The organism is Vreelandella glaciei (assembly GCF_013415125.1).
In the GTDB taxonomy this organism is placed as follows: Bacteria; Pseudomonadota; Gammaproteobacteria; order Pseudomonadales; family Halomonadaceae; genus Vreelandella; species Vreelandella glaciei.
Genome location: NZ_JACCDE010000020.1, coordinates 13286 through 36813, shown reverse-complemented (window position 1 = coordinate 36813; position 23528 = coordinate 13286). Strand labels below are relative to the sequence as shown.

Here is a 23528-nt window from a genome sequence, read left to right as displayed (position 1 = left end):
CCTATTGGCGCTGCGTTTAGCGCTGGCGTTGAGCTTGTAAAAAATGCCGCTACGGCGTTCTGGGGAGCTGGCGTTTATGATCGGTGCGTTGATAGGTGTTGGTAATGGTGGTGTAGGCCTGTTCGCTAACCTGCTGACCGGTAAGAAAGGCATCGATTTCGGTGTAAGTGACGCCTAATGCCTCTTCGTCAGCCAATTGAGGTTTAAGCGACTCTAAATCTGCAGTGGGCTGTTTCTCTACCAGTATAGCGGGCGCACCTAACGCAGCACCGACCTCTCTCACCTGTCCTTTGGTAAGCCCTGTCAGCGGCACCAGATCGCAGGCGCCATCACCATATTTGGTGAAAAAGCCCATCAATGCTTCTGCTGCTTGGTCGGTCCCCACCACTAAACCCGACTTGGCGCCAGCAACAGCGTACTGCGCCACCATTCGTTGACGCGCCTTAATATTGCCTAATACAAAGTCGCGTTGGACGGCATCTTGAAACGTTAATCCGCCCTCTTCCAAGGACGCTAGCAAGGCGTCACTGGCTGGCTTCACATTGATATCAAGCACTTCATCGGGGGTAATAAACGTTAGTGCCTGTTGAGCGTGATCTTCATCTTTCTGCTCTCCATAAGGCAGCCGGAGGGCATAAAAGCGTGCATCAACCCCTTTATCGCGGGCCTTTTCGACGGCCAGTTGGGCTAAACGACCAGCAACGGTGGAGTCCACCCCGCCGCTAATCCCCAACACAAGCGCGTGCTGTCCTGTCTCTATCATCTGGCTGCACAGAAAATCGACGCGCGCCTCAATTTCATACTGTGGCTCAATCGATGCCTTTACCTGTAAATCTGCCTGGATACGCTGCTGAGTTACGTGGTTAGTCATGTGGCTTCCTGCCTCCCGGTTACGGATTGAGATTTCAGCTTTAAGATTCATCAACGCGGGGCGCTTTACCTGCCAATACATCACCATGATGCTTTGGCACCCTTTCTAGCGCATAGTGCGCGGCGGCGAGCCGTACCTCATTACGATCACCTGAAAAGCGTTTCGTCTCCACTATTATGTATACCTCTTGGGCATGTCGAAACGCCCAGGCAAAGCAAACGGTTCCCACCGGTATATCATCATGGGGCTTCGGGCCTGCAATACCGGTGTTCGCTATGGCAACATTGGCATCGTTATTGTTTAAAACGCCTAACGCCATTTCGCGTGAGGTGGCTTCGCTAGTCAGGCCATACGTATCAATGGTGTCAAAACTGACGGCTAAATAGCGATTTTTGGCCTTGGGCGAGTAAACAGCCAATCCACAATCGATCGATTGCCCGCTACCCGGTATGCCCGCTAGCTCTGAAACAATTAACCCCGCCGTGCACGATTCCGCCGTGGCCATTTTGAGTTCGTGCTTTTTCAGATACTCACTAATCTTTTCAAGCAGTTCCATTGCTTATCTCCTTATAACGCCATACCTCTGACTCCATTTACACCTTTGAGGCACTATAGTTAAGCACCGTTATTTGTCTAAAGCCTGACGCCATTATTAACATTCTTTATGTGTGTGAATTAACGGCAAAACAGTTATAAAAAAGCCCCGCCCGAAGGCGAGGCTATACTTTGCTAATGGGTTATATTAGCGCCGAAATGCATCGGGATAGTTGGTTAGATCCACGTTCCATAGTACCGGCAGCAAGAAATAAACCGCCGCGACGATGAGTAGCATGGCAATAATGTTGATCCAAAAACCGGTGCGCACCATCTCAATGATTTTGAGTTTGCCGGTGGCGAAGATTATCGCGTTTGGCGGCGTGCCCACCGGGAGCATAAAGGCACAATTGGCGGCCATGGCGGCGGGCACCATCAGTACAAAGGGATGGATATCCAGCGCAAGGGCCAACGACGCTAGCACCGGCAGAATCATGGTGGCCGTGGCAGTATTCGAGGTGATTTCGGTCAAGAACAGTACCATGCCGGTCGCCAGCAGGATCACCAGCAAGAAGTTAGCGCCTTCCAGCACGCTCATTTGCCCGCCAATCCACTCGGCCAGACCGGAAGAGCCAAACCCTGCGGCAATCGCCAACCCACCGCCGAACAGCAGCAAAATGCCCCAGGGTACGTCTTTGGCAACGTCCCACCCCAACAGGCAGCCGCCCTTATTTTTGGAAGGGATCAAAAACAGCAGCAGGGCCGCGACCACCGCGATCATGGTGTCATTGATGCCAGGGATATTGATGATCTGCCCCTGCCACAAGAACGAGCGGGTGATCCACATAAAGGCAGCGAACAAAAACACCGCCAGCACCGCCTTCTCTTCGAAACTGGTGTTACCCAGCGCCGCTTTTTCTTTGTTAATCAGCTCTCGTCCGCCCGGCAGGTGACTAAACTCGATGCGGAAAAACACCCGCGTTAGTAGTAGCCAGGCGCTGAACAGCAGCACCATTACGACGGGAAAAGCAAACATGAGCCAACCGGCAAAGGAGATCTCGATGCCAAACAGCTCATTCACAATGGCGGCGAGGATGATATTCGGTGGGGTACCGATTAGCGTGCCCAGCCCCCCAATGGTACCGCCATAACCGATACCAAAAATCAGCGCTTTGCTGAACTTATCGATTTCGGCACTGTGGTCGCCGTCACTTTTCGCCAGTTCTTGGCTCACCTGGTAGACGATAGCGGTACCAATCGGCAGCATCATCATGACCGACGCTGTGTTGGAGACCCACATGGACAAAAAGCCCGTCGCGGCCATAAAACCAAAGACGATGCTATTAATACTGGTGCCCAGCACGGCAATAATTGACAGCGCGATACGCTTGTGGAGATCCCATCTTTCCATTGCCAGCGCGATCAAAAAGCCGCCCAGGAACAGGAAAATAATTGGATTGCCGTAAGCGGCGGTCACCGTATTGCCATCTAGCGCGCCGGTAACCGGCAATAGCACAATGGGCAGCAACGAGGTCGCGGGAATAGGAATGGCTTCAGTGATCCACCATACGGCCACCCATAGAGTGGTGGCGAGCACCATGCGCCCTTCAAAGCTTAAATCTTCAGGGTGAAAAAACATCACCACAAAAGCGAACAGCAGCGGGCCAAGCAACAGACCAATCTTCTGCGGAGTGGTGTAAGCGGGTGGCTTAGGTTGAGGGGAAGGATCACGCTTGGAACTCGAAGTCGCGGCGTTGGCGGCTCCGCCCGTTGGGAGCGCGCACATCAATAAGTTTTTAGCTTGGTAGTGGGAATGCCATAGCTGATCCCACACCGTCATCAGGGCAGTTTTATGCATACAATTGGCGCCACTTACGGTCAGAGTGAAAAGAACAAATCGAGGATCAACATTCCGATATATATGCCGCACGAAGGGCGATACGGAACCTCCTTTGGCGCCCTTTATTAACTGCAATAGGCAATTAGTCCAGTTATTTACCCATAATTACAACCAAAGTCTAACAACTTTAGTTTAACTATTAGCAGAGACTAATAGTGACATAAGCATATGCACTACGTACGTTGTCGCTATTATTAACCTAATTTCCCCCTATCTATTGAGGAGAACCACGTGCTTGATCGCTGGACAATGCCGCTTATCCAACGCCCCTTAAGACGCATCGCACAGACGTTACTGAATAAGCACATCACCCCCGACCAAGTGACACTTAGCGCTTTTGCGTTGGGTATAACGGCCCTGCCTCTGCTGGCATGGGAGCAGTACGGGCTCGCGCTGTTGGTGATTGTGCTTAACCGCCTGGGCGACGGTATTGATGGCGCCCTGGCACGCTTAGCGGGTCGCGCAAGCGACGCAGGCGGGTTTCTGGATATTGGGCTCGATTTTGTTTTCTATGCCGCAGTGGTGCTGGGTTTTGCATTGGCAAATCCCGGCCAGAACGCCCTCGCTGCGGCATTGCTACTGTTTGCGTTTATCGGCACCGGCACCTCGTTTCTCGCCTTTGCGATTGCTGCCAAACATCAGTCAATAGAGCGCCCCCACTTCCCCAATAAAGCGTTCTACTATTTAGAAGGGCTGACCGAAGGCACCGAAACCGTCATGGCCCTGGTAATTTTTTGCCTGTTCCCGGAGCACTTTTCAATACTGGCGATACTCTTCTCGATTGCCTGCCTCACCACCACGGCAACAAGATTATGGGGAGGGTACTGGACACTGCGTCGGCATGAGTCCGCTAACATTGCGGCTGCTGACGGATAGAGTGACACGCTCTCTCAAGAACGATGGCATATTAGTGTTCTAAATAGAGCACTGCTAGAACAGCGTAGCGGTGAGTGTTACGCCTTAGTCAAACGGGGAAGTCTCCGTTTAATGCCTTACCAAGCCCAGCAGTTAAATCATGGTGTTTAACGCTAACTAAAAGCGCTTAAATTCGCCCCGTAGGCAAATAAAACACGCAATGTGCGCTAGCGCACAGACGCCAACCCCCGGCACGACCATTGTTCTGGTAAGGAAGCATCGTTTGTGCGGCCATAAAAGCGCACTTTCACCAGGATGGAATCTGTGAACCAATTTCTCCGTTTTGTGCGTTCGCACCATGCGTTTGTTGCGCCGTGGGATTCTACTACTCCCGTTAGAGAAGAACTCTTTAGCGCAGAGCGACTTGAACAACATGCTGGCAGTTTGGCGCTTGCTCAAGAGGTGACCACCTCGCCGCCCAAGGTGGTGTCATTAACTCGTCGTCTAAACGATAATGCTAAAACGCTGCTAAGCGTTTACCGCGCCAGCGCCAGCGCACTGACCGCAGGTCGCGATATCGTCCCAGCTGCCGCTTGGCTGCTCGATAACTACCACTTGATTGAAGCCCAAATTCGTGAGATTCGCAGCGACCTCCCCCCTGGCTATTACCGCCAGTTACCCAAATTAGCCAAGGGTCCTTTTGCTGGCTACCCAAGGGTATTGGGGATTACCTGGGCATTTGTGGCGCATACCGACAGCCATGTCGACCTGGATAATCTGCAAACCTTTATCAGGGCTTATCAACGCGTTCAGCCACTCACTATTGGTGAGCTTTGGGCCGTTGCTATTACCCTGCGCATTGTATTGATTGAGAACCTGCGGCGCCTTGCTGACCAAATTATCAGTGAGCAGACGGCAAGGGACGAAGCGGATACTTTGGCCGCTAAATGGCTAAAACCCGCCGATCAGCAATCAGCGCTAGAGCGCCATACCTTTAGTGTCGAGACCAACACGCTAAACTTTCACCAAGGGCCACTGGCTGAGCCCTTCACCGCCCAATTGGCAAAGCGTTTACGTGGCTTAGACCCACGTAGCAGCCCACTGGTCGGCTGGCTTGATGAACAGCTCAGCCATCAGGGTGAAACCATTGAAGAGATGGTTCAACACGCCCAGCAGCGCCAAGGCGCCGCCAATGTGACGGTTCGCAATATCATTACCAGCATGCGTTTTGTCTCCAGCATCGACTGGGCTGAGCTGTTTGAAGGCGTCAGTTTGGTGGACGAGCGCTTGAATCAGCATAGCCATTTTGAGCAGTTGGATTTCCCCACCCGCAATCAATACCGCAGTGCGGTAGAACAGCTCGCCCGGGGGGCCAAGCGCGCCGAGCTTGAGGTGGTGGACACTGCGCTTTCGCTATCGCGTCAAGCAGCCGCCACCACTAGCGATACTCTTGAAGCGGCCCGTATGGGCGACCCCGGCTACTTTCTAATCGGCTCAGGCCGCACCAACCTTGAACAAACGCTGGGATTTACGCCTACTCTTCGTCAGCGACTGCGCCGAACCCTTATTCACCACGGCATTCGCAGCTATATCGTAATGATGGCGGTAGTGACGCTTAGCTTGATGACGTTGGCGGCCGTGCTACTGCTTTCATTGCCGCTTGAAATAGGTGAAACGCCGTTACCTTGGCTAATGTTGCTGGGCATATTGGGCTTTCTACCGATTATTGATGTGGCCACGCTGATCGTTAACCGTCTGATCATCTATTGCATCGATGCCCAGCCGCTGCCCAGTATTGATCTCGCTAAAGGGATTCCAAACCATCTACGCACCCTGATTGCCGTCCCTACGCTGCTGACCAGTGAAGATGACTTACAGGAGCAGATCGAACGACTTGAAGTGCACCACTTATCGAGTGGCGAGGGGGCCCTTTCCTATGTCCTTCTCCTTGACGGCGTTGATGCTCCCCAAGCGGAATTACCCCATGAGGCAGCGCTTCTCTCGGCCGCCCACGCCGCCATTGAGCAGTTAAACGAGCGTTACTCAATATCCGCCCCAGGCGGTCAAAACGCTCAGGACAACGATCAACGCTTTTTTCTGCTGCATCGTCGACGGCTATTTAACCCCAATGAAAACACCTGGATGGGCTGGGAGCGTAAGCGTGGCAAGCTGCATGAGCTAAATCGACTGCTACGCGGGGCGCTGGATACCACCTTTATCGACCCACCACCGCTGCCTGCGGATGTTTGCTATGTCATTACCCTGGATGCTGACACACGCCTTCCCAGAGGCGCAGCTAGCCAGCTGGTCGGCAAGATGGCGCACCCGCTGAACCAGCCGCTGATGGATGAACAGCAATGTCGCGTGGTCCAGGGTTACGCCATTTTGCAGCCTCGCGTCACGCCGTCGTTGCCCGCCGGTGGGGAAGGCTCAATATATCAGCGGGTATTCTCTGCACCTGGGGGGCTGGACCCATACGCCGCCGCTATTTCAGACCTCTATCAGGATTTGATTGGCGAAGGCTCCTTCGCGGGTAAAGGTATCTACGCCGTGGATGCATTTGAAGCATCGTTGGCAAACCGAGTCCCTGAAAACAGCTTGCTCAGTCACGACTTATTTGAAGGGGTGTTTGCCCGTGCGGGGCTCGCCTCCGATATCGAAGTGATTGAGGATTTTCCCGCCCGCTATGACGTGGCCGCTAAGCGTCAGCACCGCTGGACCCGCGGCGACTGGCAGTTGCTGCCCTGGCTACTGGCGCCCGCGCTGCCACTAACGGGGCGCATGAAAATGCTCGGCAACTTACGCCGTTCAGTATTGCCGCCCTTAGTACTCGCAAGCCTTGCGGTCAGTTGGCAGTTCCCGCTCAGTATGGCCATCGCCAGTACGCTGTTGCTCTTAGCCGTGGTGGGAGCGCCGGTTCTGCTATCGCTGGCCACCTCGCTTATCCCCTTCCGGGCCACAACAAAACTGCGCCACCACTATCACCTCTGGTTTGATGAGCTGAAGCTAGGTAGCGTGCAAATTCTGCTGATGGTCATCTTTTTACCCGACCAAGCGTGGCGCATGCTGGACGCCATTGCGCGAACCTTGGTTCGAGTGTTGATTACCCACCGTCGACTGCTTGAGTGGACGTCTGCCGCTCAGTCGATGAAAAGCCCTGCCCTGACCGTATTAGGGTTCTACCAGCGGATGGCTCCCGGCACTGCGTTGGGTCTAGCGGTGACGCTCGGTACGCTTTGGACAACCAGTAGCGCTTGGCCCATTGCGCTACCGATGGCGCTACTTTGGTTGGCCGCACCAGCCGTGGCGTCATGGTTAAGCAGCAGCAAAAGCGCTGTTGTCCAGCCGACTATTTCGGTGGACGAGGCACGCGAGCTACGGCTGATTGCCCGGAGAACCTGGCGCTATTTCGAAACATTCGTGACCGCCACCGACAACCGCTTGCCGCCCGATAATTTTCAGGAAGACCCTCAACCTGTGCTTGCCCAGCGCACCTCGCCGACCAACATGGGGCTTTACCTGCTTTCGACCTTGGCTGCGCGTGATTTTGGCTGGATAGGCACTCAAGCCGCCCTGGAACGCCTTGAAACTACCCTTGAGGTCATGCAAGGGCTGCCACGCTACCGAGGGCACTTCTATAATTGGTACGCCACCCAAGATTTACGTCCGCTCGACCCCCGCTATGTCTCCACGGTGGATAGCGGCAATCTGGCAGGGCACCTTATCGTTATCGCCAATGCCTGCGACAGCTGGCAGGCGGAACGCTGTTTAACGGATCTCCGTGTCGGTATTGCCGACACGCTGAACCTTGCGCGTCAGGCACTCCAACACGCTTCAACACTGTCAGAGAAGTTAACGGTTCAGCTGGCCTTGCAGTTTAAAGCCATCGACGCGCAGTTAAATGGGGCATCGATGTCCTCGGAATGCCTGACCGATATCGCTGAGCTCACCCATAAAGCCCTGAGCCTGGTCCGCGCAGCGCTGAATGAAAAGGCCGACACGTGCAGCGAAGATGTCCTGTTTTGGGTCGAAGCATTGCACTCTTCAGTGGCCCAGCACCGCGATGACCGTGATAGCCAGGCAAACGTAAGCGAGATTGAGTTATCACTGCGTTTACAACAAATCGCAGCGGCAGCGCGACGCATGGCGATGAACATGGATTTCGCTTTTCTCCTCAACAGCGAACGCCAACTGCTGTCGATTGGTTACTCGCTGGATGACAACTGTCTGGATACCAGTTGCTACGACCTGCTGGCATCGGAGGCACGGCTTGCCAGCCTGTTCGCCATTGCCAAAGGAGACATTCCCACCCGTCACTGGTTTAGGTTGGGCCGGGCGGCCACACCGCTTTCGTTTGGATCGGCCCTGATTTCCTGGTCGGGATCAATGTTTGAGTACCTCATGCCGTCCCTAGTGATGCGCGCTCCGGGCGGAAGCCTGCTTGAACAAACCAACCGGCTCGTCGTGAAGCGTCAAGAAAGCTATGCCACCCAGCTCTCTGCGCCGTGGGGCATCTCCGAATCTGCCTATAACGCCCGTGATATGGAGTTCACCTATCAGTACTCCAATTTTGGCGTGCCTGGCTTAGGACTCAAGCGGGGACTCTCTGCGGATCTGGTGATTGCTCCTTACGCCACCGGTCTAGCCACGATGGTCGACCCCAACGGCGCCTGCCGAAACTTTAAACGCTTAGCGGAAATGGGCGCGCTAGGCCGCTACGGCTTTTATGAAGCGCTCGACTTTACCCGCGCGCGCCTGCCTGCGGGGGAAAGCGTGGTAATAGTACGCAGCTTTATGGCCCACCATCAGGGCATGACGATCGTCGCTATCGCGAATACCCTGCACCATGGTCAAATGCGCGCGCGCTTTCACCGTGAGCCGATGATTCAAGCCAGTGAGCTACTGCTGCAAGAGCGCGTGCCTCGCAATGTGGCGATTGTTCATCCCCGCGCGGAAGAGGTGAAGTCAAACGCCAGCCAGATTATTAACGAGGCACAAACCATTCGCCGTGCATCGACGGTAGCCAGTGGCCCGCCCGTGACTCACTTGCTCTCTAACGGCTGTTATTCCGTGATGTTAACGGCCACCGGCGGTGGCTACAGTCGGTGGCGTAATATTGCGATTAGCCGCTGGCAGCCCGACGCCACCCGTGACCATCTGGGTAGCTTTATTTTTCTACGCGACACCCAGCTTCCCGGCGTATGGACGGCAACCGGCCAGACCGTCGGACATTCGCCCGACGCTCCCGATGACCACAATCATGTGATATTTGCTGAAGATTACGCTCGCTATACGCATCGCCACGACGATATCACCAGTCACATGGAGGTATTGGTGTCAGGCGAAGATGACTGTGAAGTGCGCCACCTCTCGCTCACCAATAGCAGCCGCCATCCCCGTGATATCGATATTACCTCCTACTCTGAATTAGTGTTGACCACACCCAGTGCCGACAATGCGCACCCTGCCTTCGCCAAAATGTTCGTGGTAACCGAGTATTTAGAAGCGTTCAATGCGCTGATTGCGACAAGGCGACGGCGCTCGCCTGACGAAGACCAGGCTTGGGTGGCCCACTTTGCCGTAGTAGAAGGCGAAACCGTGGGTGAGCTGCAATACGAGACTGACCGAGCTCGGTTCTTGGGCCGCGGAAAACTTACGCTAAACGCTGTAGCGCTGAACAAAGATCAACGCTTGTCGGGCAGCGTTGGTAGCGTGCTTGATCCCGTGTTTGCATTGCGCTACCGACTGCGGGTCGCCCCCGGCAAGACCACCCGCATCGCTTTCTGGACGGTAGTGGCCTCAACCCGCGAAGCATTGATGGATCTAATTGATAAGCACCATGACCGTAGCGCCTTTGAACGTGCCAAAACACTTGCCTGGACACAGGCGCAGGTTCAGCTTCGCCACTTGGGTATTCAGCCTGAAGAGGCGGCCGATTTTCAGCGCCTAGCCGCGCCCATCCTCTATCCAGACCCACGCTTCAGAGCGCCAGCCGATGCCATCGAGCGCGGCGCAGGGCCGCAGTCAAGGCTATGGCAACACGGCATCTCCGGTGATCTACCGATTATTTTGATGCGTATCGACACCCTCGATGACATTGCCCAGGTACGTCAACTATTGCGCGCCCATGAGTACTGGCGGATGAAACGGCTAGCCGTCGATGTGGTGATTATTAATGAGCGAGGCGCCTCTTATGTTCAAGATCTGCAGCAAGCGATTGAAACGGCCATTCTCAGCAGCCAAACCCAACCGCGGTTCAAAAAGGATTACGCTCAGGGTGCGGTGATTTCGCTGCGCGCCGATTTATTGAGCATGGAGATGCGAACACAGCTGCAGTCGATTGCCTGCGTTGCGTTTATGGCGCATCGCGGCAACCTCGCCAATCAATTAGCCTTAACACTACCCGAACAGCGCGCTTTGCCATCACACTCTTCCACCAAACGCCATCTGCCCAAGCACACTCCCACTAAACCCAGTGAGACTGCCCTGCCCCCCCTTTCAGCGCTTGAGTTTTTCAATGGGCTGGGGGGCTTTGCTGAGCAAGGCCGCGAGTATGTGACCGTACTTGAAGCAGGCAACGCTACGCCTGCACCGTGGATCAACGTGATTGCCAACCCGGGCTTCGGCTTTCAAGTGTCGGCGGAGGGCGCAGGCTATGTATGGGCAGATAACAGCCGTGAAAACCAGCTAACACCATGGTCTAACGACCCCGTGGCAGACCCCAGCGGCGATGTGATTTATGTTCGTGATGAGGAGTCGCTGGCGCTCTTCACCGCTACCGCACACCCCCTGCGTGATCATGGTCGCTATATCGCCCGGCACGGCTTCGGCTACAGCCAGTTTGAGCATCAGTCAGATGGTATCGGCCTTGAGCTACTGCACTTTGTGCCGTTAGATGCCCCGCTTAGAGTATCGCGGCTACGCCTTAGCAATCACTCAGGGCGTCCCCGCAAGCTTTCCGTGACGGCCTATGCCGAATGGGTATTGGGCACTTCGCGCAGTGGATCAGCGCCATTCCTTATCTCACGCCCCGACGCTGAAAGTGGCGCGCTAATGGTAGAAAACCCTTGGAATATCGCCTTCCCTGGCCGGGTGGCGTTTCTGGATATCGGTGCTCAACCCACCCATTGGACAGCCGATCGGTGCGAATTCATCGGCCACGGGGGTAGCTTGGCTGCGCCCTTGGGGCTACGCAGCAATACGCCCCTTTCCGCTGCTCACGGTGCGGGATTGGATCCCTGTGCCGCACTACAGCGCAGCGTAACACTCGCAGCAGGTGAAAGCGTTGAGATAATCGTCCTACTGGGTCAGGCAAGCTCAATGGCCGAAGCCCAGACGCTTATTGACCGCTATAGAGAAGCCGATATTGACGCTGAACTGGCCACAATAAACGCGCACTGGCAAACGCAGCTCAATGCCGTGCAGGTGACTACGCCCGACCGCGCCATGGATATCATGCTTAACGGCTGGCTGCTTTACCAAACCATTGCCTGCCGGATCACGGCGCGCTCAGGGTTCTACCAGGCCAGCGGCGCCTATGGTTTCCGCGACCAGTTGCAAGACGGCATGGCATTGACGTTCACCAGCCCAGAAACCACCCGCCAACATTTGCTACGTGCAGCTTCTCGCCAGTTTGTCGAAGGGGACGTCCAGCACTGGTGGCTGCCCCACTCCGGTCAAGGGGTGCGTACGCGCATATCCGATGATCGGGTGTGGCTTGCCTATGCCTGCGCTCGTTATATAGCCACCTCCCAAGATGTGGCGGTGCTGGACGAGCCCGTCAGCTTCCTTGAAGGTGCGTTATTAGCGCCTGATGAGCACGACTGCTTTTTTCAGCCCATGATAGCCGGGGAAACGGCATCACTCTTTGAGCACTGCGCCCGAGGCTTGGATCAAAGCTTGACGCTGACCGGCGAGCACGGCTTGCCATTGATCGGTGGCGGCGATTGGAACGACGGTATGAACCGCGTTGGCGAGGCGGGCAAAGGTGAGAGTGTCTGGCTCGGTTGGCTGCTGGTGCATACGCTGGAGCAATTTTTACCCTTTGCCGAGCAGCGTGAACAACCGTTATCGAGCGCCTCCCCTTTGCCTTCAACTGAGCAGGCAACAACACGCACCGAGCGGTGGCGTGCCCATGCGATCGCGCTTCGTAGTGCGCTGGAAAGCAGTGGATGGGATGGCCAGTGGTATCGGCGAGCCACCTACGATGACGGTCATTGGCTGGGCAGTAAAGAGAGCGAGGCGTGCCGAATAGACTCGATTGCTCAGTCATGGGCGGTGCTTTCAGGCGCAGCAGAACCCCACCGGGCAGCGCTTGCCATGCGTTCGCTAGAGCGCGAACTCATCCTGCACGATGAGCAACTTGCGCTACTGTTCTGGCCTCCCTTTGACCAACCCCAGCGCGACCCCGGTTATATCGGCGGCTATCCACCGGGTATGCGCGAAAACGGCGGGCAATATAGCCATGCTGCCATGTGGGCGATACTGGCATTTGCCAAGTTAGGCGAAGGCGGTAAGGCGCACGCGCTTTTCTCGCTGCTGAACCCCATCAATCATGCCCGCACGGCGGAAGAAGTGGCTCGCTATCATGTCGAGCCTTATGTGGTCGCCGCTGATGTTTACTCCGTTGCACCGCATACCGGGCGTGGCGGTTGGACTTGGTATACGGGCTCGGCAGGTTGGATGTACCGCGCGGGGATTGAAGGCATCTTGGGAATCCGCCGGGAAGGGAACTGGCTGGTGATCACACCCTGCCTGCCTAGCGAGTGGCCAGACTTCAGTGCGACGCTTACCGTTGCCGCTACGCATTACGCGGTTAACGTTGTTGCAACAGAGAAAGCCCCCAGCGCGCAGCTTGATGGCAGCCTACTCGCACTCCAGCAAGGGGAAGTCCGCATCGCATTGGACGGTAAAAACCATCAGTTGAAGATTAATATTCAACGTTAATTTGATAAGGGTAAACAATTATTAGTCACTAATTTTTGGGGGTTTACTTCTCACTGAAAGCTATATTATGCTCACCTTCGTACAAGGCACGTACAATACATAGTGAAGTGGTTAATAGATTAATCACTATTTTAGAATTGCTTTCACACGGAGCCGTGATATGCACAGCGAATCGCTAACTGACCTTTCCAAGGCAGGCCTTCAAATCGCCATTCAAGACATCAAGGATGAACTCTTCGACACTCCCGAGTGCGACTACGCCATTGCCCAACTGCTTAGCCAGTGGGGCCAGGCTGAAAAAGCCGAACAACTGCTGGATGAGATGCTGCTCAAGTGGGGCACTTCCCCTGAAGTGCTGGCGTTAACGCAGCCTGGTCATACAGAAATGAAAGCTGAAATGAAGGCAGATATGACGTCAGAGATAACCGGGAGTGAACTGCTCGCGGAGAATGACGAACCAATGCGCAAAGCACCAAAAGCAGCACCGGCACAACGTCAGGTTGTTGCTGCCTGACCCGCTAATTTAGCTTGTATCAATGCCTCTGGCCGCGTTCTCGGCAGGGGCATTTTTGATGGACGCCCCCTGGCGTTGATCAACAGTCCCTACCTATAACCTTCGCGCCTTCTACACAGCCGCCCGCAGCATGGAAGCAACTGATAGAATACCGCCCCTTTCAGGTGCGTTAGTGGCCAATCGCCGTAATGCCCTTCTTTTCACTACCTGAGAGTTGCGCAATGTTTGCCACCGCCCACACAGTTTTCCAGCCGTTCTTAAGGCTGGGCCTTATCCCACAGATTTTAATCGGTATCGTTGTCGGGGTATTGCTCGCCCTGTTTGCACCAGGCGTTGCCAGCGATGTGTCCTTACTGGGCCAGCTATTTATTGCCGCCTTACAGGCAGTGGCCCCTATTTTGGTGTTTGTGTTGGTGGCGGCAGCCATCTCTGCTCATCAAAAAGGTCAACCTACCCACATGCGCCCTGTGCTGGTGCTGTATGTGGTGGGCACGCTGATCGCCGCATTCATTGCGGTGGCAGCCAGTTTTCTTTTTCCTACCGAGCTTGCCTTGAATGCAGGTCAAGTGGATGGCACCCCACCTGGGGATATTTTTAGCGTCCTGCGCGATCTGCTGTTGAACGCCGTGGCCAACCCCGTTAGTGCACTGATGGAGGCTAACTTTATCGCTATTTTGGCCTGGGCCATCGGCCTAGGTTTAACGCTGCGCCAAGCCAGTGACACCACCCGCCAGGCACTAAGCGATTTATCCGCAGCAATTACCCGCATCGTTACCCTGGTCATTCGTTTAGCACCGCTGGGCATCCTGGGTTTGGTGGCAGGCACGCTGGCAGAATCTGGCGTTGAAGCGCTGCTCAACTACGCACAGCTGTTAGCTGTGATCGTCGGCTGCATGCTGTTTGTCGCGCTGGTGAGCAATCCGCTACTGGTGTACGTCACCACCCGTAAAAACCCTTATCCACTGGTCTTTACGTGCCTGCGGGGCAGCGCGATTACCGCCTTTTTCACCCGCAGTTCAGCAGCGAATATTCCGGTCAATCTAGAACTTTGCCGCCGCCTGAAACTCGACCCTGACACCTACTCTATTTCGATTCCGTTAGGCGCGACGATCAACATGTGCGGTGCGGCTATCACGATTACGGTTATCACTCTGGCCACGACGCACACGCTGGGCATTAATGTTGATTTCGCCACGGCGCTGCTGCTGTGCGTGGTGTCAGCGCTGGCGGCCTGCGGCGTTTCAGGCGTAGCAGGCGGATCACTGATGCTGATTCCCATGGCCGCCAGCCTGTTTGGCATTCCCACCGAAGTGGCCATGCAGGCAGTGGCGATTGGCTTTGTGATTAGCGTGGTGCAGGACTCAACCGAAACCGCACTCAACTCCTCTACGGATGTACTCTTCACCGCCGCCGCCTGCCAGTCACAAGAGGCGAAGCGTTCATAAACGCTCACTAGCGGGAGTGGCTTTTTATAATAGCCACTCCCTGGTGCTGCCCACATTAACTATTGGATGGCTTAAAAATCCCGGCCAAACGCTCGCGCTCGTCCTCTTCATAAAAACTCGGATCATCAAATAGATCGCGCTGAGTATCATCGAAGATCATTTCTAACGCCCCTGCACTGCTTTGTACCATCGGCTCAAAATGCGCGGTGTGGGTAATCAATGCCGTCACATGGCGGCGACGATAAATGGCGTACAACCCCAGCAGTGTAAACACACAGGCAATATAGATCGGTAGGCCTTGGCTACCCACTGCCGTCATTAGTGAGCCCGCCGCAATCGGCGCCACTGCACAGCCAGCGCCATGCATTACCAGCATATCCGCCGAGCCGGAAACAATTTCATCCGGGTGCAGTTGGTCGATCAGTTGGGCCACCGCCAGCGGATAGAGCGAAAACGCCAAACCACCCCAGATAAAATAGAGCCCCAGCAGCACTTCATGGCTGGGCGCAAAGGGCATACCCGCGGCGATTAACGCCGCTAAGAGCACCACCCAGGTCATTACTCTGGGGCGGTCATGTTTGTCAGAAAAACGCCCAATCGGGATTTGTAGTAGTGCACCGCCAATAATCGCTACGCTCATCACCAGCCCAACGCCGCCAATATCAAATCCCAGCTGCGTCGCATACACCGGGGTCATCGACCAAAAAGCCCCCATCGCGAGCCCCGATAATGCCGCGGATGCCACGGCCAGCGGTGCAAAGCCCAACAGCGCCTTTAAGCTGCTTTTAGGGCGCTCAGGGATTGTAGGCTGCACGCGACGCGTCAGAGTAATCGGTAGCAGCGCCCAACTGATCAAAATAGCAATGACCACAAAGAGCAAAAAGCCTTGCGTTGAGGAGAGCCGCAGTAACTGCTGAGCAGTGGCTAAAGCGCCCAAGTTAACCACCATATAAACCGCGAAAATTCGCCCCCGCTCATGGCTAGCGGCTTGGCTATTTAGCCAGCTCTCAATCACGGTAATTAAGGTAATAAACGAAAGTCCGTAGACCACCCGCAACGGCAACCATACCCAAGGGTTAACAAAGATAAGGTGCAAAAGCGCTACCGATGCACAAATAGAGGCACAGAAGCCAAAGGTACGGATGTGACCTATACGACGAATCAAGCGCCCGCTCACCCAGGTGCCGCAGATAAAGCCAACAAAGTAGCCGGACATGATTATCCCAAGCACCGCACTGGAAAAGCCCTCATCAGTCCCCCGCAGCGTTAGCAGCGTATTCAGCAAGCCGTTGCCCAGCAGCAACAACGCCACGCTCTGCAGTATCGATTTAACCGGTTTGAGCATTGCCAATGAACGCATTGCGTTTCCTCGCAGCAGACAACTTAAAGTTCATCAAAAAAGTTCATGCAGAAAGTAGATGCATAAAGAGTGCCACTGAAAGCGTTCACAATAACCGTTGACAAGCTAACGTTCTTTATATAGAACGTTCTATATAAAGAACAGCCGGACACCAGACGATGGATCAGCTCTCCCTAAGCACCTTAGGTCAACATTTACAGTCATTGCGATTAGCGCGGGGTTGGTCACTTTCTCAGTTAGCCCATGACGCGGGCATTGCCAAATCTAATTTGTGCCGTCTGGAGCAAGGGAACGGCAATCCAACGCTGGATACTATCTGGCGCTTGGCGGTGCAGCTCAACGTGCCTTTCGGCACAGTGGTGGCGCCCATTACCGTACCGCTAGGCGAAGATGGCGTACAAGTGCGCTTAATTGATCAAGGCAAAGATACCCCCCATGTGGATGCCTATTGGATGCGCTGCGCGCCCCACACCCTTCGCCGAGCCGAAGCCCATACCGCCGGCACTCGCGAATCGCTGACGTTGATTAGCGGTTGGCTTGAAGCCGGGCCAGAAGGGGCCACTACCCCGCTTCAGCCAGGAGATACGATTACCTTCGCCGCCGACCAGCCGCATCTTTATCGTACCCAAGAAGCAGAAGCCACCTTGATGATGACCATTACTTACGGCATAAAAGGCGAAACGCCATGAACCACTTTGCCAACCACTCCCCCATCCGCCACGCGTTCAAAGGCGTGCGGGAAGCCATTCCCCTGCTGGGTGGCTATATTCCTGTTTCGCTCTCGTTTGGGTTAGTCGCCACTCAGGCGGGGTTTAGCATGTGGGAAGCCGCCGCTATTTCAGCGCTGATTTACGCCGGCGCCTCGCAGTTTCTATTTGTTGGCATGGTGGCGGCGGGCTCTCCGCTTTGGCTGGTGATTGCGATGACGTTACTGATTAACGTACGCCATGTAGTTTACGGACCGAACCTGGCGGCTTTATTACCGCGCAGTCGCCACTGGCCCTGGCTGATGCATGGCTTAACCGACCAGGTATTTGCCCTCGCGCTTACGCGGCTTCCACAGTTGCCTGCCCCTGAACGATTTGGCTGGTTTGTCGGCGCATCGCTGCTGGCCTGGGGGGTGTGGATTATCGGCACCATGGTCGGCGCCACGGCGGGTGAAACGTTAACCGCCCGCTGGCCACTACTCGGTGAAGTGATGCCCTTCGCCCTACCCGCGCTGTTTCTGACCATGGTCGCGCCGCGCTTTACCGACAAACGCTGGGCATTGGCGCTGAGCTGCACCATTATCGCTGCGCTGTTGTTTACCTTTTTCGGTTGGAGCAACGTGGCCATTCCGCTGGCCGCCGCCTGCGGCGCGATCTGTTTCTATATGGTGAAGTTTCAAACGAGGAGATGTAACCCATGAGCAGTGCACTCTGGCTAGCCGTCGTGGTTTCAGCACTGGGAACTCTGCTCATGCGCGTAGTGCCTTTTCTATGGATGCAGCGCCGTTTAAACAGTGCGACCGGGATTAATAACATGCCCCAGTGGCTCGGCATTCTGGGCCCGTTGATGATTGCTGCGGTACTGGGTGTTTCTATCATGCCGGTTAACCCAAGCGCTGTTTCCTGGATCGCAACCGCAATTGGGTTATCGGTCACGTTGTTGGTTTGGTGGAAATTACGCTCACTAGGCTGGCCGGTGGCTGCTGGGGTAGCGGTATTTGGGCTAGTGCAGGTGATCGCCTACATTTGATAATGCTTTGCATTAGCTTTTACCTCATGCCATCATTCTGGCTCTTGTATTCGAGCCTATCGTAAAGTGACATTAATGTTAAAAGCGCGCACCCATCGCAGGAAGTTTTTAATGAGTGTGTTGCTGTTAACGGTGACAGCGCTCACTTCTTTTATAGCGGCTGCGGACACGCCGAACAGCCCACCTGAGCCGCCAAGCATTGTAACGCTCTACCAGGGCGCAACCGATAGCGCCGTCGCCCTTGGACTGACGCCTATTGGCGTGGTCGATTCATGGCTGGAAAAGCCCATGTACCGCTATCTGCGTGATGCGCTTGATAGCGTCGAGCATGTGGGACTGGAAACTCAACCGAACCTGGAAAAGATTGCATGGCTTAATCCTGACCTGGTCATTGCCAGCGACTTTCGTCACGCGCAAATAGCACCGCTACTTAACGCTATTGCCCCCACGGTATCAGCGCCTACGGTGTTTAACTTCAAAACTACGCTCACGATGGTGGCTAATGCTACGGATCGCGAGGCTGAAGCCCGTGAGTTACTACAGCACTGGGACGCACGCGTTGTCGATTTTCGCCAGCAAATTGCCGTCAAGCTCGGCAGTGATTGGCCGCAAAAAGTGGCCGTGGTGCGTTTTAAAAGCGACCACGTACGTATCTATACCAGCGGCTTTGCAGGCTCGATTCTCAAGGAGCTGGGCTTTGAGCAACCGGAGACACTGCAAAGCCAGCGTTGGGGAATGAAGCTTTCCAGTACTGAAAACATTCCAGTGCTGGATGCCGATGCCCTGTTTATTCTGCTTGAGCCAGATGACCCTGCGATAGCGGATAATTACCAGCACTGGGCCTCCCACCCTCTCTGGCAACAACTCTCAGCGGTACAAAGCGGGCGCGTATTTGAAGTTGATCCGGTCAGTTGGATGATGGGCGGCGGCATATTGGCGGCCAACGCTATGCTGGATGATTTATATAGCCGATATGGGTTGTTGCAGCCCGGCGCGGCGCAGCATCAAGCTTGCCTGACTCGCTCCTCAGATCATGGGAAGCCTGCTTCATGTTAAACAGCGCCGCTGCAAAAACTCTTGGCCTGCTTCTCGGCGCGCTGGTGGCGCTAGGCGCTTTCTTTGCCAGCGTTATGTTAGGCACAACGGAGATCGCTCTCTCTTCTCTGTTCCGTTCGCTCACCCATTATGATCCTACCAACATCGCCCACATCATTCTTTTAACTGAACGCTTACCCCGTGCGGTGGTTGCCGCGCTGGTGGGTGCTAGCTTGGCGATTGCCGGCGCACTGATGCAGACCATGACGCGCAACCCGTTGGCGTCACCGGGCATTTTGGGCATTAACGCTGGTGCAATGTTTTTTGTGGTGGTCGCGGTCTCCTTGCTACCGCTGCACACCCCCGCTCACTACATTTGGGCAGCCCTTCTGGGCGCACTCGTTGCGGCCATACTGGTAGTTTTGCTCAGCCGAGGGTCTCATGGCGAACTTTCCCCACTACGGGTTGTGCTGGCAGGCGTGGCGGTAACGGCGATGTTTGTGTCATTCAGCCAGGGGCTGTTGGTGATTGATCAGCAAAGTTTTGAAAGCGTGCTCTACTGGCTGGCAGGCTCGGTGTCGGGGCGCGATCTTTCATTGGTAGCGCCCTTACTGCCGCTCTTCGGCGGAGCACTGCTGCTCAGTGCACTGCTGGTACGTCACGCCAATGCGCTGTTACTGGGCGATGATATGGTCACCGGGCTCGGCATGCAGGCCACCACCATCAAGCTGCTGCTCGGGCTGATTGTGATTGTGCTGGCGGGCAGTTCAGTGGCATTGGCGGGCATGATCGGTTTTGTCGGCCTGATTGTGCCCCACATGGCGCGGGGAATATTCGGCATTGATCATCGCTGGCTACTGCCTGCCTGCGCCTTACTTGGCGCCTGTTTGCTGCTGCTGGCCGATCTGGGTTCGCGCTTTTTAATGCCACCCCAGGAGATACCGGTCGGCGTGATGACTGCGCTGATCGGCACGCCCTTCTTTATCTATCTGGCGCGACGCAAAATGGCTGGCCAATGAGAGCAGACGCTACGTTAACCCTCAACAGCGTAATAAACAGCGACAGTCATCGCTTACTGCGTCGCCTGCTGATACTAAGCTTTTTATTGCTAGCAAGCGCCGGGCTGTCGCTCTGTTTAGGCAGTTTTCCTACGCCACCTCTGCAGGTGCTAAACACGCTGGCGGCCCCACAGAGTAGCGATATTGCCTTTATTATTTGGGAGCTGCGGCTGCCACGCATTGCGCTGGCGATACTGGTCGGTGCCGCCCTGGCGATAGCAGGCGCGATTCTGCAAAGCATCGTGCGTAACCCGCTGGCGTCACCGGATGTGATCGGCATTACCAGCGGAGCGGCGCTGGCGGCAGTGGTGTTCCTGTCGCTGCTCAGCTCGACACTGAGCATCCACTGGCTGCCCGTTGCGGCCATGCTGGGAGCACTGGTTTCTGCATTGCTGGTAGTTAGCCTTGCTTGGAAAAGCGGCATTAGCCCATCGCGCATGGTGCTAGTCGGCATTGGCCTGGCCGCGGCCATGGGCGCTGGCACCACCCTGTTAATCGTCATCAGCGATGACTCTGCCGCCATGACCGCCTATGTATGGCTCACCGGTAGCCTTTATGCGGCACAATGGAACGATGTGTGGGGGCTATTGCCGTGGCTAGTCGTCGCGGTGCCTATTAGCCTACTATTCGCCCGCCATGCGGATGCCATGGCCCTAGGTGATAGCGTTGCCGAAGGGCTTGGGGTGGCGATTCTGCGCAGCAGATTGGTATTGCTGGCCTGCAGCGTGGCACTGGCCGGGGCCGCCGTGGCGTTTGCCGGCGGCTTAAGCTTTGTAGGCTTAATTGCGCCCCACTTGGCGGCCAAGCTGGTGGGGCGCAACCTAGCCCGCTTGGTGCCTGCATCAGCGCTGGTTGGCGCCTTGATTGTGCTGTACGCAGACCTGCTGGGTCGGGTAGCGTTTTTGCCCAAAGATTTACCTGCGGGCATCTTTGTTGCCGGGATAGGCGCGCCCTTCTTCGTTTATTTACTGCATAAATCGCGAGCTCGCTTTTAAAGCGAATTGACGAAAAAAAGCGGCGCCCCAAAGGCACCGCCAAACAGTAACGAGCATAGAAAGCAGTTAATTAGAAATCTAGCTGATACCCCAGCGTGAAGGTGCGGCCTCGCCCAGTGAAGTAGTACTCGTCGCTGATGCGTGCGGCTTGGGAGTAGTAGGTAATGTAGTCTTCATCGGTTAGGTTTTCGATACCTACTGACACCCTACCGGTGGGCAGGCGATAAGCTAGAGAAGCATCTACTAGGCCGTATCCGTCAAAATCAAGTTCAGGATTATCGACGCTGCGATCAAAGTAGTAACTACCCTGTAAGCGCGTAGAGACGCGGTCATTCCAGGTAGCACTCCAGCCCAGCTTGAGCGTATCCGGGGCAATATTGATGCCGGTGAGCTTGGTGTCTACGCTGCCGTCGCCATCCTGATCCGACTCGCCCTCGGTGTGGGCATAAGAAAGCGATAGATCGTGCTTATCCGCCACCTGCATGTCGCCGGTAACCTCAACACCTTGGATCTCAGTCTTCTCCCGGCTACCTACCCAGGTGCCATTCTGCTCGGTAAGCCGCTGGCCGTAATCCGAGTTGGACTCGTAGTAGCTGATCTCTAGCCCGTAGCCATCCCAGTCAAAACGCGCGCCGATTTCTCGGTTATCGGTCACGATAGGCTGAAGTTGCAGCAGGGTATCCACATCCTGGCCCGCCGTGCTAATACCCCGCAGCACCCGTCCCACGTCGGGCATGCCAAACCCTTCCGAGTAGTTGGCATACAGCTGTGCCCAATCGGTGGCTTGATAGGTTAAGCCGACGTTGTATAGCGTCTCATCGTAGCTTGGATTGCCACCATCAACGGTAACGTTGTCTTGAGTAACGTTGCTGCGGTCAATGGTCTGAAAGGTGTCCACCTCAAGCTCAGCATGCTCGTGACGCACCCCTGCGTGCAGTGTGAGCGGCTCCGCGAGCTTAAACTGGCCCTGCAGGAAAGGCGCCACATTACGATAGCGGCTTTCCGGCACATAGGTGCGCCCGGTATGCACCAGCATCTGTCTTGTCTCATCTTCCAGCACATCCAAACCCACCGTCACACCTAAACGGTCGTCCAGCATGCCATCTCGGTTCAAGGTGAATTTGGCCCCCTGTTTATCGGACTCATTGCGCGTTTGGTCGTATTGGGTATCCCCCGCGCTATCCAGATAGGGGAAATACGGGGTGGTGGCGAAGCGGGCACGAAAGCGCTGGTGATAGACCTGGGCATCCAGCTCGTTACCAAACCAATCCGCGTGGGAGTATGCAAGCCGCGCCGAGGTCACTTCATTAAATCCAGGCTCGCCGTCACGGCTGCCTTTGCGCGCCGTGGTCGGAATACCGGCGGAACGGTCTCCTGCTACCGGCACGTAGTCGTTACCCTCTTCCAAATCGAAGTGGTTAATCGAGGCCTCAATATTCTGGTTGTCGTCGATCCAATAACCCAGTTTGCCGAAAAGATCGTAGCTTTCCGAGTTTTGCAGCTCGCCTGGGTAGGCGATACCGACAACCTCATCGTTACCATCGTAAAAGAGCCCACGCTCCTGACGTGTCGCTGCGGCAACGAAATCCCAGTCGCCTTGCTGGCCGCTAATGCGGTAGTCCAGCTTGTGGCCCAACCCATCCGACTGGAGATCATCATCCATGGTCAGGCTAATGCCTGCGTGCTGGCTAATGCCTCCGCCCTCGGCACGCCGGGTCACCAGGTTGATCAAGCCACCCGTAGCGCCCAAACCATGCTCGGCGCTGGCGCCGTGGATTACTTCAATACGCTCAACCATGGAAAGGTCAATGGTATAGCTATCCCGCGCGCTGTCGCGCAAAGGGTTGGACTGCGGTACTCCGTCAATCAGGAACAGGGCATCGCGGCCGCGGAATGTTTCGCCCCCGTTCGAGAGCTTTTGTCGGCTGGGAGAGTAAGAGGGAATAAGGTTACTGAGCACCTGGCCTGGGTCATCAGTAATCGCCAGCTGCTGCTCGATCTGTTCACGGGTAATGATCGTAACCCGCTGCGGCGTTTGGCCCGCTTCGCTATGGCTACGGCTGGCCGTGACCACCATGGTCGAGTCGGTATCACTGGCGCCACTTTGCGGTTCTGTGGAAGCAGACTCCTGTCCATAAGCGTGACTGGCAGCTACCAAACCTGCGAGTGTCACCGTAGGCCAAAATACCTGACGTTTCTTAGTGTACATCTAGTTTTTATCCCCTTGCTTTTGAGTGAACCTTTTCTTAAAAACGTAATCTACATCTAAATGATAATG

The 23528-nt window shown here is 55.4% G+C and carries 15 protein-coding genes; 10 read left to right on the top strand and 5 right to left on the bottom strand.

What is annotated here, in order from left to right:
- Positions 1–49 precede the first annotated feature (49 nt).
- The 3 genes from nadE to HZS80_RS13960 all read right to left on the bottom strand — a co-directional run bounded on the left by nadE (position 50) and on the right by HZS80_RS13960 (position 3263).
- The gene (gene nadE / locus HZS80_RS13970; RefSeq protein ID WP_179916430.1) at positions 50–871 is read right to left on the bottom strand and encodes an ammonia-dependent NAD(+) synthetase; all 822 of its coding nucleotides are present in this window, start codon (positions 869–871) and stop codon (positions 50–52) included.
- Positions 872–911: 40 nt separating this feature from the next.
- Positions 912–1427, bottom strand: coding sequence for a CinA family protein (locus HZS80_RS13965; protein WP_179916429.1), 516 nt, complete (start codon positions 1425–1427; stop codon positions 912–914).
- Between the two features lie 186 nt (positions 1428–1613).
- Positions 1614–3263, bottom strand: a complete 1650-nt coding sequence (locus tag HZS80_RS13960; protein ID WP_246362087.1) for a DASS family sodium-coupled anion symporter — start codon at positions 3261–3263, stop codon at positions 1614–1616.
- Positions 3264–3536: 273 nt separating this feature from the next.
- Between HZS80_RS13960 and HZS80_RS13955 the strand changes: the two genes are divergently transcribed.
- The 4 genes from HZS80_RS13955 (at position 3537) to sstT (ending at position 15065) form a co-directional block, all read left to right on the top strand.
- Positions 3537–4181: a CDP-alcohol phosphatidyltransferase family protein gene (locus HZS80_RS13955; RefSeq protein WP_179916428.1), complete on the top strand. Its 645-nt coding sequence runs from the start codon at positions 3537–3539 to the stop codon at positions 4179–4181.
- A 294-nt stretch (positions 4182–4475) separates the two neighbouring features.
- Entirely contained in the window at positions 4476–13106 is an 8631-nt protein-coding gene (locus HZS80_RS13950) for a glycoside hydrolase family 94 protein (RefSeq protein ID WP_179916427.1), read from the top strand.
- A 160-nt stretch (positions 13107–13266) separates the two neighbouring features.
- Positions 13267–13620, top strand: coding sequence for a hypothetical protein (locus HZS80_RS13945; protein WP_179916426.1), 354 nt, complete (start codon positions 13267–13269; stop codon positions 13618–13620).
- 221 nt (positions 13621–13841) lie between these two features.
- A complete protein-coding gene (gene sstT, locus HZS80_RS13940; protein ID WP_179916425.1) occupies positions 13842–15065 on the top strand; it encodes a serine/threonine transporter SstT in 1224 nt (407 codons plus the stop codon).
- A gap of 55 nt (positions 15066–15120) precedes the next feature.
- Here sstT and HZS80_RS13935 read toward each other — a convergent pair whose 3' ends face one another.
- Positions 15121–16425 carry an MFS transporter gene (locus HZS80_RS13935; RefSeq protein ID WP_179916424.1) on the bottom strand — a complete coding sequence of 435 codons (1305 nt, stop codon included), beginning with the start codon at positions 16423–16425 and terminating at the stop codon, positions 15121–15123.
- A gap of 158 nt (positions 16426–16583) precedes the next feature.
- Here HZS80_RS13935 and HZS80_RS13930 point away from each other — a divergent pair, with 158 nt between their 5' ends.
- The 6 genes from HZS80_RS13930 to HZS80_RS13905 all read left to right on the top strand — a co-directional run bounded on the left by HZS80_RS13930 (position 16584) and on the right by HZS80_RS13905 (position 21250).
- Positions 16584–17114 carry a helix-turn-helix domain-containing protein gene (locus tag HZS80_RS13930; protein WP_035559814.1) on the top strand — a complete coding sequence of 177 codons (531 nt, stop codon included), beginning with the start codon at positions 16584–16586 and terminating at the stop codon, positions 17112–17114.
- The gene (locus HZS80_RS13925) at positions 17111–17833 is read left to right on the top strand and encodes an AzlC family ABC transporter permease (protein ID WP_035559812.1); all 723 of its coding nucleotides are present in this window, start codon (positions 17111–17113) and stop codon (positions 17831–17833) included. Before HZS80_RS13930 ends, HZS80_RS13925 begins: the two co-directional genes overlap by 4 nt.
- Positions 17830–18162 (top strand): AzlD domain-containing protein, encoded by a 333-nt coding sequence (locus HZS80_RS13920; protein ID WP_035559810.1) that lies wholly within the window; start codon positions 17830–17832, stop codon positions 18160–18162. Before HZS80_RS13925 ends, HZS80_RS13920 begins: the two co-directional genes overlap by 4 nt.
- 111 nt (positions 18163–18273) lie before the next feature.
- The gene (locus tag HZS80_RS13915; RefSeq protein ID WP_374730574.1) at positions 18274–19218 is read left to right on the top strand and encodes an ABC transporter substrate-binding protein; all 945 of its coding nucleotides are present in this window, start codon (positions 18274–18276) and stop codon (positions 19216–19218) included.
- Entirely contained in the window at positions 19212–20216 is a 1005-nt protein-coding gene (locus tag HZS80_RS13910; protein ID WP_179916423.1) for a FecCD family ABC transporter permease, read from the top strand. The genes HZS80_RS13915 and HZS80_RS13910 overlap by 7 nt, the downstream gene beginning before the upstream one ends.
- Positions 20213–21250 (top strand): FecCD family ABC transporter permease, encoded by a 1038-nt coding sequence (locus HZS80_RS13905; RefSeq protein ID WP_179916422.1) that lies wholly within the window; start codon positions 20213–20215, stop codon positions 21248–21250. The genes HZS80_RS13910 and HZS80_RS13905 overlap by 4 nt, the downstream gene beginning before the upstream one ends.
- Before the next feature lie 70 nt (positions 21251–21320).
- Here HZS80_RS13905 and HZS80_RS13900 read toward each other — a convergent pair whose 3' ends face one another.
- The gene (locus tag HZS80_RS13900) at positions 21321–23459 is read right to left on the bottom strand and encodes a TonB-dependent receptor (RefSeq protein WP_179916421.1); all 2139 of its coding nucleotides are present in this window, start codon (positions 23457–23459) and stop codon (positions 21321–21323) included.
- Between the last annotated feature and the right edge of the window lie 69 nt (positions 23460–23528).